Origin of the sequence: Enterocloster citroniae (assembly GCF_040545455.1) — a bacterium.
Lineage (GTDB): Bacteria > Bacillota > Clostridia > Lachnospirales > Lachnospiraceae > Enterocloster > Enterocloster citroniae.
On the sequence record NZ_JBEPLZ010000006.1, the window covers coordinates 161,002 to 173,121 of the forward strand.

Below are 12,120 nucleotides of genomic sequence, written 5' to 3' on the forward strand. Positions count from 1 at the left end.
AGATTCTATATGAATTGTAAAGACTCATAATAATTGGGACTTACCGGGACCTGGCATGATTTCCATTCTATGCCGGAATGTGCAGCATGGAGTTTGCAACATTAATCGTTACCACTGTAAGGCAGCTTATCATGGCTCCCAGCCACACCTTTCCTGTAAGCTTGAACAGATACCTGCAAAGGTATGGGACGATAAATAAAAGTACCAGAAGCTGGTAGGTCTGGATGCAGTTTAAGCAGGCCGTTCCATAAGGGTTGATTCCCGTGGCGTACACGTTACTGTACATTACAAACTGCATCAGGGCAAGGCCCAGGATATTACCGATTCCGCAAATCAGCAGATTCACCCATTCCTTCTGCCCTTCCACACGCCGTGAGCTGTTGGTCGATACAGATACCATAAAATAGTAAGGGAAGAACATAACGGCATAGGTTACGGCATAAATGATATGTATGGGCTTAAATACCTTGATGGCAAGCACCCAGATGCGGAAATCCGCCACAAAGAAATAATTGGCGAGAAAAACCACACTAAAAAAGCAGGCGCATACGGTGAAGGCAAGAAGAAGGCTCTTAAGCAGCTCTTTTCCGCTTGTTTTAATCCCCCACATTTTAGGGGTAACGCCGTTTTTAGAGCCGTTAAAACGGTAGCTGAGCCAGAACAGTGCAAGCCCTACAATGGCATTAAAGATAGCCCAGACCCATACAAAGTTTGTCATCTTCTGCGGGAAAAGCCAGGTCAGCGTACCTTGCTTTGACTGCACCTGGAACAGGGCCGTTGATATTCCGATGGCGGGAAGGAAAAACTGCCAGGATGCCACTGCTGAAAACAGCCAGGTTCCCCAGAAAATCAGCTTGCTGCGGCCGGACTTAAGGGCGGGCAGCTTCTCCGGTACGGACGTTGCCAGCTCTGCAAAGAGCGGAAGGCGCATGAACAGCGAAGCCAGAGGCACAAGGAGCAGAAACATTCCGATAAAGCCCAGGAAATTAAAGCATTCTTTCAAAAGCCATAACTGATTCTCCGGCGTAACGGGATTTTCCATTTCAAAGGCCTTTGTAAAGAAATCCGATATTTCCCTGGCCTCCGTGGTGGAGAAGCGCTCATAAGCGTGGACTTCCGGCGGATTATACACCACACGCAGCGTGTGATCCCCCGCATTTCCATAAAAATGGTCAATCTCTATGGTATCCACCTTATCCTCCGGCACAAGCACGCTGTTCACCAGGGAAATCATGTCGGGATGCACGCTTAAATCATAAGCCACACCGTCCACCTGATAATTCCCACGGCCAAACTCATCATTAAATCCATTATATACAGCAACGCTGGCGTAAGCCCTCTGAGGCATCTCCTTATCTTCGGGCGCGCCTTTGATTCCATGAATTGCAAAGGTATCGTCCTTTACGCCAAAGGAAATCTCGCTTGTCTGTACACCGGAGGCAAATGCCGCCATCACCTTATTCTGGGACCGGGCATATGCCTGCTCTTTTTCCGTAATCTCCGTACCCCCCTCAGAATCCGGCTCCTGGGCCTGGGCCAGCGCCTTCTCGTAGGCCACGCCATAATGGGCCAGCGTGTTGGAAATAATACGTCCTCCCAGAGAATGGCCGGTCACGCCGATTCTCCCGGTATCTACAAAATCCAGATTGGCCGCTGCAAACTCAACCAGCGCAATCATACCCGCGTCAGTCCAGGCAAACTGGTCATAGGGTTCCGTGCCGCCGCTGGAGAGTCCGTGCATGTAGGGATCAAAGGTAATAACCGCAATCCCCCGCCTGGAAAGTTCTATTCCCGGAATATCCATCTGCTCCTTACTGGCATAGGTTCCCGCTGTGGCGATCACCAGGGGGACCTTATTTTCCGCACTGGCTGTCTTTGGCCGGTACATGTTGCAGGACAGGTATTTTCCGCCGCTGGTGGGCACCTTAAAGGTATATACCTGTGTCTTATAGAAATTTGTCTGTAAAACAGATGCTCCAACGCAGCTGATTAAAATGAGTATGATACCAATACTCAGCCACCGGAGGGCCCACTTCTTACTCCTCACTGATAATTTTGCCTTTTCCCTCATATTTTTCCTCCTTTAACTGCCGTACACTATGTTTCCTTCAGGGCAGGAATGCATCCGACCCCATCCGGTATTACCACGATTTTTTCCTTGGTGCCTAAGATCCCATCCGCTATTTCAACGGCCTGAGAAAGATTGTCAGCAGGTATGAGTCCCATCCTCTGAACTAATTCAGGCGGCTGCGTACTTATGAGAATGACCGGATGCCTTGCCATTGCCCTTGCAAGAATCTGGGACTGCCACTGGTCCGGCCGGGTTTTATCCTGGGGTACGCTGAGGATATCCTGCAGGATTTCCCCTGCTGTTTTCCCGCATGCGAATGTGTGATAGAATTCATTCCCCCCATGACCGTCCACACTGGCGGCTGCCATGATGATCACACCGCCCCTGCGGCAAATGATATCTGCTGTGGATATTCCCTTGACTGCCTGGTAGATATTCTGGTCCAGCGGGAAACCGCCGTTGCCCGTGATGACAATCCCCGCTTCCTCGTCCACCTGCATCCTGCACAGCTCATTAAGGAAACTGACGCCTGCAAGGTGGGCCTGCTCAAAATCCCCTGCAAAGGCAGCCACAGTCTCCTTATTGCCATTACAGACCACATTTACGATAAAACACAATCCAACACGCCGCGCACCTTCCACCATGTCCTCATGAATCCTGTTCCCCTTGAGACAGCCGCTGTGGGCATATGGGCTGTCAATCATGCCGGAACTGTGATTGGCATAAACCGTACTGGCTGCGCAAATTCCTGGAAGCACGCTTTTACGTCCCCCGGAGAACCCGGCGAAAAAATGCGGTTCAATAAAACCTTCCGCTATCAGCAGGTCAGCCTGGGCGCCAATCCGGTTTACACATAGGGGCGCACCCGATGGGAGGATTCCATAATCCACCATGGTATCCTTCAGACAGTCATGGATGACTATATGTTCCTGTTCATAGACCTCACGGCCGAATTTACGGACAAGTTCATCCCTGGTTGATCCCCTGTGACACCCGGTTGCTATAAGGATTGTAATCTTTACCTGTGGGTTAAACCGTCTTACTTCCCGTAGCATGGCGGGTATGATTGCCTTGCTGGGCACAGGGCGGGTATGGTCACTTGCCAGAATAACCACATTCTCCTTTCCTTTTGCCAGCTCACATAAAGGAAGGCTTCCAATTGGCGATGCAAGCGCCTGCTCAACCAGTACATCCGCCGGAGCGGGAGGCTCATAATCATGAAGCTGGTTAGTTAGCACTGCTCCTATTCTTCCATCTGGTATGTCGGCTGATAGAACAGATTTCCCATATGGTATTTCTATCTCCATGTCCCCCTCCTCATCGATGTTTCTGTGTGTGTTTCATGAATTAACTATATCATAAATCCAATATGGGCGATATGGTATAGAAACTACATTTAATAGCATTAATATGGTATGTGTAACAAACTCATTTGTATGTTTTGTATTATTTTTACTTTATTCCATACACATTCTTATCTATTATTACCCATTTCCATATATGTCCGAATATCTATCAAAAAAGGACTACCGCTGCCCGCAGTAATCCTCTTTCTATAAATATCCTTCATTCCATGCTCTCATAAAACGCGATCGCCAGATAGTAATAAGGCGCCGAGCTTAATTTACGCGGGTCATAACCCGTTTTTTCCCTTAACCGGTTCAGTTTATACTGCAGCGTATTCTTATGGAGGTACAGCTGCTCGGCAGCCTGGTTGATGGAACCGTTGCACTCATAGAGCACCCTCAAAATACGAACAGCTTCCTTCATCCGTTTTTCCGAACACCCCTTAAATACCCGCTGTATGAACTCTTCCTTTGTGGCCTGTCCAATATCGTTGATGAATATTTCCAATAAAATACTGTCGTAAAAGGCAATCCCGCCGTTTCCCCGCACCGCGGCCCCGTTCAGGGCCTTAATGGCCCGAAGATATCCGGCTTTAAGCTGTCCGCCGCTTACAGTACGGCTGTCCACGCCTGCAATCAGCTGATATCCGCATTCCTTCTGGATATCCTTCTGGATCTGGGTAATCAGCTTCGCCGCCATCTCATCGCTGCGCTCGCTCATCAGTACGATAAAGCTTCCGCCGCTGCTGCCATTTACATTGCGCATGTCCTCTTTCAGGATGCGGCGGATCCTGTGTTCAATCCGTTCCACATCCTCCTGGCTCATGATGGAATTCCCGGTATGCTCAAGCACCGCAACCCGTCTGGCCACCATCACATCGATTCCCTGAGAGATACCTTCATCCACCAGGGCCGAGTTCATCCTCAGCTCATCCGTCATCAGCCATTCCTGCAAAAAGCGGTTTCTGGCACTGCGAATCCGCATTTTTTCTTCTTTCAAATAACTTTCCAGCAGCAGGATTTCCGTCATTTTCTTTACAACCTGTCCGTAGCGGCTGACCTCTTCTTCGTTTCCCGTGATGCCCACGACCCCTACGACCTGGCCTTCAATCTCCAGCGTCAGGTTAATCCCGGACCGGGTTCCCTGATATGTATCATCATCCGGCACCGTCAGCTCCTTAAGGCCCTCATCCAGCATCTTCCTGCTGGCCTCATGGAAATCCCCTATCCGTTTTTCATCCGTACAGGCAATAATACGGCAGCTCTTATTCATGAACGTCAGATCTTCATGGATGATTTTCTTTACTTCCGTGACAATGCTCGTTCCTAAGCTGGACGATATCTGCATGTATTCTCCTCCTGAATCTGAATACTTCCATCATATCATCCTGGATTCCCATCGTCAATGCGCCTTGGACTCATCCGCAGCAATCATTCACCCACAGCATACACCTGCCTACAGCATATTCCCTGCAGCCAGTGTCTCAAGTGCCCGTTCCTCTGTGAAATATCCGCATTTCACAAGACGTGCCAGAACCTGCTCCTGGCGCTTGCCTGCCAGCTCCTGGCTGACGGTGGGCGCGTACTTGGACGGCGCATTGGGGATCCCGGCCAGCAGCGTGCTCTCATAATCCGTCATGTCCCCAGGTTCTTTTCCAAAATATCCCTGGCTGGCATCCTTAACACAGTAATATCCGTTTCCGTAATAGATCGTATTCACATACAGCTCCAAAATCTCATTCTTGCTGTAATTGCGCTCCAGGTCAAAGGCAACAAACACTTCCGCCACCTTGCGCTGCAGTTCCTTTTCCTGGGTAAAATACATGTTCTTGGCCAGCTGCTGCGTCACAGTGCTTCCGCCTTCCACAAAGGCTCCTGCCCGTATATCGTTAAACACCGCCCGGCCGATGGCGATCACGTCAATCCCCGGATGGTTATAAAACCTGTGGTCCTCCACCGACAGCACCGCGTCCACATAGATCTCGGGAAGCTCATGATAGGTGGTATAGTTTTCCTTGCCGCGGATAGAGGCCACCTTGTCCTCCAGGCTTACCTCAGCCACCGCATCCCTGTACATATGATAGCCATCCATGATGACCGTTGCACAAAGGTAAATACCCACTGCCAAGACAACGGCTGCCATATATTTTAATCCTCTACGCACCTTCATTGCTTCACCCGCTTTCCCACTTAGATTCACTCAGATCATTCCCTTATTAAGGATATGTGGATTATATCTGTTTTTATGTATCTATCATATCATATACCTTAGATTTAATCCTTGAAAATGCCTTAACATCACATGACTATTCCCTGACTATTTGTGGAATTTTTTCTAAAGGAAATGTTAGAATTTCTTAAGGGAGACAACAGGAAACTGGGTGCCCTGAACAGTTACAAAATATCAGATCTCCTCATACAAAAACCAGTCAAAGTCCGCCCAGACCCCATTCCCCTGGAGATCCTGGCATCCGATCCCCACCATGGCGCCGGCAAAGCCATTCCCGTTCACCCGCTCATCCGACAACCCATGCATGTCCAGGACATTGCCTGCAGCTTCATAATTTTCTCCATCTGTGGAGTAAAAAAATGTAAGTTCTCCTCTCCTTACCTTTGCCTTGAGATACAGATCACCCTTGTCCGGTACTGATACACAAGGGCTGTCCTCCACCTCCCTGTTGATGACGGACGTAATCTGAATGCAGCGCCCCAGCTCCTCATCACGGGTGATCTTCAGATAAAAATAATTGTCATAATTATAGTAGCACACCAATCCCGCCATATGATGATAATCGCCCGGGCAGAAATCCACCTTCGTCACCGCATCATAGGAAAATGCCTGCTGACGCCTGGCGGTAAATGCCTGGCGGTACTTGGATGACAGGGAATTGCCGCCGTGGATCCGAAGCCAGCCCGGCCTGGAATTAAGGTCCAGTCCGCAGTGCGCGGCCGACTCCCGCAAAGTGAGGAACTGCCACGGGAGGGAAGGACTGTTAAAATCCTCCGCCATATTACCGGACGCGCATAAAACCGTTCCCTGTTTTTCCACTTTATCCGAAGCGTTCTCTGCTTTTGTAAGCAACTCCAACTCCGCATCCATCTTCGCCTCCCCAAACGGGAGCCTCCCCCCGCCCGCCAGGCAGAACCATCCATCCTCTGTCCAACGGATATTCTGGAGCGCGGTTTCACGTCCCAGAATGCTGCACCCGTCCACGGGTCTGGAACACAGATGCGCCATATACCAGCTGCCGTCCGCGGTTTGTACCAGCTGTCCGTGTCCGGCTCTCTGTATGGGATAATCATCATCTGCCTTGGATGTGAGCATGGGATTTTGGGGGTCCACCTCATAAGGCCCGGTGATGTTCCTGGATCTCGCCACAGTTACGCAGTGTCCGAATTCCGTTCCTCCCTCCGCACAGATAAGATAATAATATCCGCCCCGCTTCATCATGTTGGGACCCTCTGTCTTTCCAATGGGGCTTCCCCGGAAAATGCGGTAAACAGGGCCCTTCAGACAGTTCCCCATCTCATCATATTCCTGGATATCCACTCCGGAAAAACGCGCTCTGTCCATTCTGTGGTCAATGGTCATATTGACCAGCCATTTCCGGTCACCGTCATGGAACAGGGACGGGTCGAACCCGGAACAGTTGAGAAATACAGGATCGCTCCATGGGCCCTCAATGTGTTCAGCTGTAACCAGGAAATTATGGGTATCCTTAAAACGGGAACGGTTGGTGTAGACAATCGTATAGATAAGATAAAAACGTCCATTGTCATAGGTCAGGTTTGGCGCCCAGATTCCGCAGGCCGTATCGATTCCCCGCAGATCAAGCTTCTGGTCGTCATTCAGCGGAGCCGCTGCAAACTCCCAGTCCCGCAGGTTACGGGAACGGTACACAGTGATTCCCGGAAACCACTCAAATGTTGATACTGCAATATAATATTCCTCCCCCACCCGCACAATGGATGGGTCCGGGTTAAATCCTTTTAATATGGGATTTTGTATCTGCGCCATGATTCTAATCTCCTTATGGTCAAATTTTATTCTGGTTCCTGTATTCCTTGGGCGTCATGCCGTAGAATTTTTTAAACAGGACGCTGAAATACTGTGAATTCGTATAACCCACCCGTTCGGCAATTTCATATGTCTTAAAGTTTGTTGCTGAAAGCAGGCCGGCCGCATGCTCCATGCGGATCTTTATGATATAATCGCTGATATTCATACCGGAATGTTTCTTAAATAAAGTGCTGACATAGTTGGCTGACAGATGAACCTGGTCTGCGATCCGCTCCAGGGACAGGTCCGTCTTTGCGAAACACATATTGATATAACTGCTCACCTTGCCCACCAATTCCTCCGCCGTCTCCTCGGCAAACATATACGGGCTGTACTCCAGAATGGGATACTGCCGCTTTGGATATTCCCGGTCCAGCACGTCCCGCAGATTGTTGATCTTGAGAGCCTCCATATAGGAATCATGGATGCGGTCAATGGTGTCATACCAACGGCCGATCCCGGCATACAGGTGGATATCAAGCCGGTTCATCAGTCTGGACATAGCATCCCCAAGAAGATCCCGCAGATCCGGCCGTCCACTGCTCTGTATCTCTTCCCGGCTGCGCCTTGGTTCATTTTCCCCTTCCATGATAACCGCGTTCAAATACTCTTTCCCCTGAAAGAAAGACAGATCATACCCGGCCTCCCTGCACACTGCCCGGATAGCCTCCTCAATGGCATAAAACCATTCCTTGGTCTGAATCAGAAATGGAATTTCATCCATAGCCTTCAGAGACTCGATCTTAAATGACGCCATACGGCATCGTCCACAGGAAAGGCTGATTCCCAGGCGGCCAGCCTGGGCTTGGATTTCCCCCAATTCCATCTTATTGCAGCTGATCTCACGGAAAAAATTCCTGCGCTGCATATCCAGGCTCTTCCCCCTAAGAAGCCGGCTCTCACTCTCCGCCTCAATCTGTCTGGCAGCCTGGAGCACGGCGTCCAAAACCGCATCCTGGCTTTCGTATTTCAGAACATACTGGCTTACCTTATATTCCAATGCTTTTTTTGCATACTCGAATTCCTCATATGCGGTCAGCAGGACGATCTTCACCTCCGGATACAGCCTGCTGATGGTTTCTGTCAGCTGCAAACCGTCCATGATCGGCATCTGGATATCCGTCACGATCAGCTGCGGCATGGATTCATCTATTTTGCAAAGGGCTTCCTTCCCATTTGCAGCTTGTGCAACCACCTCAAACCCGTGCCCGGCCCAGTCCACATTCTGCACCAGGCCGCGGCGCAGCATCTCGTCATCATCCACGATCATCAGTCTGTACATAAGCGATTCCCTCCATTACATCCAGGGGTACCATGATCTGTACCTGGGTATAGACATCCTTTACGCTGTCAATCTTCATCCCAGCCTGTTCCCCATAAAATCCCTTCAGCCTCATATATACATTGCGCATGGCAAATCCCCCCTGTTTGCCCGGGGCGATTGCCTCCTCCTTTAAATCCTCCCGCAGCCGGTCAAGCGTGTTTGCATCCATTCCCACACCGTCATCAAACACGGTTATGACCATAAAGCCGTCTTCCATCCTGCCGCTTACCAGAATCATTCCCCCGCCGTCCTTGGGTTTGATTCCATGGTAAACCGCATTCTCCACCAACGGCTGCAGCATCATACGCGGAATCTTGGCATGTTCCAGACCTTTCTCGATTTCAAAGGAATACTCAAACTTTTCCCCATACCTGTATTCCAATATCCGAAGATAATTGTCCACCAATTCCATTTCCATGCCCACTGTAATAACCGAATTCCCGTTACTTAAACTGATCCGGTAAAACCGGATCAGCGATTCGCACATGGAGGAAGCCTTTTGGGATTCCTTTAGATCCGCCAGAGCCTTGATAGACCCCAGCGTGTTATAGAGAAAATGCGGCTTGATCTGGGACTGCATGATCATCAGTTCCAGGTGGGATTTCTGCTTCTGCTCCTCCCGCACCTGCTCCAACAGCCGGTCAATGGTGGTTTTTAAATGGTTCAGTCCGCCGGCCAGGGTGGTGATTTCGTATCCCGCGTTCACGCCAAAGACCATATCCCGGTTCTTCTCAAATGCCAGCACCTGTTCCGACAACTCTTTAATAGGCCTGGAAACATAGCGCGAACAGAACACGGCTACGAGCACGGAAAGGATAGCCGCCGCCACAATGATCATGAAGAATACGGCCTTGAAATTATCCAGGGTGCTGTACAGATCCGAATGAGGCGTAACAGATACTGCTGTCCAGCTGTTAGCCTTTAAAGGTGTATAATGAATATCAAGCATCTCCCTGGATTCCTGATCCCAGATCTCAAAATCCCCGCTCCCCGTCATACCGCGAAGCTGGTCCAGCTGTTCCTCATTCAGCCCGGACCGGTTGTCCGATGGCTCCGGCATCAGGCAGCCGTCTTCACTTAACAGAAATACATAGCCGTTGCGGCTGATCTCCGCCTCGTTTAAAAGTTCCTGGAAATAATCTCCCTTAAAGTTGATCACCAAGAGCCCCGTGTACTCTTTCTTTGTATTGTTATAGGGGATGACAAGGGAAAATACCTCCCTGGGGATCCTTGTGGAAAATACCTCATCCGCATGGGCGTTCACCCAGAATAGGGAATCACGTCTGCCGTCCTCAAAACTGTCCCAGCTTAAGTGCGAATAATCGTAAACCATATCGTAATAGACGTTCAGCCGGTTGCCGTAAACGGTCTGGAATGCAATGGAGTCAATAGCTCCGTTGCTGTCATTGTAGATCCCCTGAAGAAACTTATGGACCGTGATCATATCCTGGTATTCATTGGTTTTGCTGTCCTCCGTATAAGGATGGTTCACCATTCGCCACAGGGCCAGGGTCTTGTTAAGCTCGCTGCATTTCCCCAGTGTCAGCTCCAGCTTACTGTCCACCACGGCAGCGGTCTGCCTGGTCGTGTTGGCGATCAGGTATCTGGCATTCTTTTTTACCTGCCCGGCCCCCAGCATGTACATCATAATGCCGGAAAACAGGATAAGAAGGATCGTGGCCGGAAGAAACGTCCTCATGACCTGCTTCTGAAATGTTCGCCTGCTTCTGTATGCCATTGGCTGTGCCTCCTTCTCCCCCGTGCCGCCGGATCTTTATCATATTCCACAACAAGGGCACTTTTCAGTGCCCCTGGTCTGCCGGAATGTCCGGCCATTATTTTAATATTACTGCTTTACGGATTCATTATAATCCACATACGCTTCTTCCAGAGCTGCCGCCCATGTGTCAAGCAGTTCCTGCGGGGTCATTTCCCCGGACATAACTGCCTGGATATTGGACTCCATATCGGACTGGATATTGGAATAGGTCGGAAGATAGTATGGAGTATCATTAAATTTCACATCTGCGCTGGTCTCAATGTCAACACCCACGCTCATGTAAGGCGAATCCTTGAAAAATGGATCCTGCGCAGCTTCCATATTGGCCGGAATCTCGCCGTACAGCTGGCAATATTTGGTGTTTACTTCCTTGCTCAGATACAGGGAGATCACCTTCCAGACCGCTTCCTTATTCTGGGACTGAGAGTTCATGGAAAGTCCCAGAGGCATCAGCCCTGCGTGAACCACATAACCGCCATCACAGGCCGGGAACTTGGCTGCCTGGAATTTGCTGTAATCCTCCTCAAATGCCTGTACCATGGATGCTGCGGAACCCAGGTTATGCACCACGATCCCTGCCTTGCCGGACTGGAAGGAATTAGCCAGATCCGCCCAGCCTTTGGTCAGGTCATCCTGAGCCGTATATACATTGTAACAGTCTACCAGATATTTCTGTACAAATTCCACATTCTTTGGGTCATTGATGGTGGATTTTCCATCCTCGGTAAAATAGTGGTCCAGGCCGGAATATGCGTACATCAGCATCTCCAGTGTATTGGCGCTGCCTGCACCGCCGCGGATACAAAGGCCGTATTTATCATTGGACGCATCCGTCATCTTCTCTACGGCTGTAAAGAAATCATTCCAGTTGGTGGGAACGTCCATTCCAACTTCCTTTAGCCAATCCGGTCTTACCCACATATTCCAAGTCTGGGAACTGTAGGGAAGCGCGTAGAGTCCTTCTCCGGTGGGGTCATATGTCTTATTGGATTTAATCAGGGCTTCATTGATTTTATCCTTGTCTTCCCAATTTTCAAAATAAGGGTTCAGGTTCTCATAATATCCATTGAGTACCAGTTCCGGACGGAAATCATTGGTGATGTCAGGCGCTGTTCCTGCCTGGATCGCCACGTCCAGCTTCTGCCTGTAATCACTCAGATCACCCGGAACGCCCAGCATATCCACCTTAATATCAGGATACACTTCGGTCACATAGCCGGCAAACCAGTCAAAGAATCCCTGGCGCTCTTCGGTCACGGCAGCTGCCCAGAATGTAACCGTGGTCTGCTCCCCGTTTCCTTCACCAGACTGGCTGCTCCCGGATTGATTTTTACCAGACTGACCGGACGCACCCGCCTGTTCCTGTCCGCTCTGCTGTGCAGCAGAACCGCTGTCCTTGCTGCTGCCGCATCCTGTGAGCATACTTCCCGCCGCCATCACAACTGCCAGGGCTGCCGCCATTACCTGTTTTCTTTTCATAAATAAAACCCTCCTTCAAAATTATATCATAGTTTTCTGAAACCGCATGTATTTTGTTCC

At 49.9% G+C, this 12,120-nt stretch carries 8 protein-coding genes; all 8 read right to left on the reverse strand.

Annotation, left to right across the window (positions count from 1 at the left end):
* Positions 1-67 precede the first annotated feature (67 nt).
* On the reverse strand, positions 68-2,071 hold the full coding sequence (locus tag ABID13_RS10160; protein ID WP_048930066.1) for an alpha/beta hydrolase family protein: 2,004 nt from the start codon (positions 2,069-2,071) through the stop codon (positions 68-70).
* 26 nt (positions 2,072-2,097) lie between these two features.
* Positions 2,098-3,378, reverse strand: a complete 1,281-nt coding sequence (gene larA / locus ABID13_RS10165; RefSeq protein WP_048930067.1) for a nickel-dependent lactate racemase — start codon at positions 3,376-3,378, stop codon at positions 2,098-2,100.
* 259 nt (positions 3,379-3,637) lie between these two features.
* Positions 3,638-4,765, reverse strand: coding sequence for a CdaR family transcriptional regulator (locus ABID13_RS10170; RefSeq protein WP_048930068.1), 1,128 nt, complete (start codon positions 4,763-4,765; stop codon positions 3,638-3,640).
* Between the two features lie 108 nt (positions 4,766-4,873).
* Entirely contained in the window at positions 4,874-5,587 is a 714-nt protein-coding gene (locus ABID13_RS10175; protein ID WP_040416879.1) for a biosynthetic peptidoglycan transglycosylase, read from the reverse strand.
* 234 nt (positions 5,588-5,821) lie between these two features.
* A complete protein-coding gene (locus ABID13_RS10180; protein WP_007865373.1) occupies positions 5,822-7,435 on the reverse strand; it encodes a glycoside hydrolase family 43 protein in 1,614 nt (537 codons plus the stop codon).
* A 19-nt stretch (positions 7,436-7,454) separates the two neighbouring features.
* Positions 7,455-8,759 (reverse strand): response regulator, encoded by a 1,305-nt coding sequence (locus ABID13_RS10185; protein ID WP_048930069.1) that lies wholly within the window; start codon positions 8,757-8,759, stop codon positions 7,455-7,457.
* Positions 8,734-10,539 (reverse strand): sensor histidine kinase, encoded by a 1,806-nt coding sequence (locus tag ABID13_RS10190; protein WP_048930070.1) that lies wholly within the window; start codon positions 10,537-10,539, stop codon positions 8,734-8,736. The genes ABID13_RS10185 and ABID13_RS10190 overlap by 26 nt, the downstream gene beginning before the upstream one ends.
* A 108-nt stretch (positions 10,540-10,647) precedes the next feature.
* Positions 10,648-12,060: an ABC transporter substrate-binding protein gene (locus ABID13_RS10195; RefSeq protein WP_007865368.1), complete on the reverse strand. Its 1,413-nt coding sequence runs from the start codon at positions 12,058-12,060 to the stop codon at positions 10,648-10,650.
* Positions 12,061-12,120 lie beyond the last annotated feature (60 nt).

What these genes read in the sequence shown, in the direction of transcription:
- ABID13_RS10160 (WP_048930066.1), bottom strand. Translation starts at nt 2,071, where the DNA reads ATGAGGGAAAAGGCAAAATTATCAGTGAGGAGTAAGAAGTGGGCCCTC.
- larA (WP_048930067.1), bottom strand. Translation starts at nt 3,378, where the DNA reads ATGGAGATAGAAATACCATATGGGAAATCTGTTCTATCAGCCGACATA.
- ABID13_RS10170 (WP_048930068.1), bottom strand. Translation starts at nt 4,765, where the DNA reads ATGCAGATATCGTCCAGCTTAGGAACGAGCATTGTCACGGAAGTAAAG.
- ABID13_RS10175 (WP_040416879.1), bottom strand. Translation starts at nt 5,587, where the DNA reads ATGAAGGTGCGTAGAGGATTAAAATATATGGCAGCCGTTGTCTTGGCA.
- ABID13_RS10180 (WP_007865373.1), bottom strand. Translation starts at nt 7,435, where the DNA reads ATGGCGCAGATACAAAATCCCATATTAAAAGGATTTAACCCGGACCCA.
- ABID13_RS10185 (WP_048930069.1), bottom strand. Translation starts at nt 8,759, where the DNA reads ATGTACAGACTGATGATCGTGGATGATGACGAGATGCTGCGCCGCGGC.
- ABID13_RS10190 (WP_048930070.1), bottom strand. Translation starts at nt 10,539, where the DNA reads ATGGCATACAGAAGCAGGCGAACATTTCAGAAGCAGGTCATGAGGACG.
- ABID13_RS10195 (WP_007865368.1), bottom strand. Translation starts at nt 12,060, where the DNA reads ATGAAAAGAAAACAGGTAATGGCGGCAGCCCTGGCAGTTGTGATGGCG.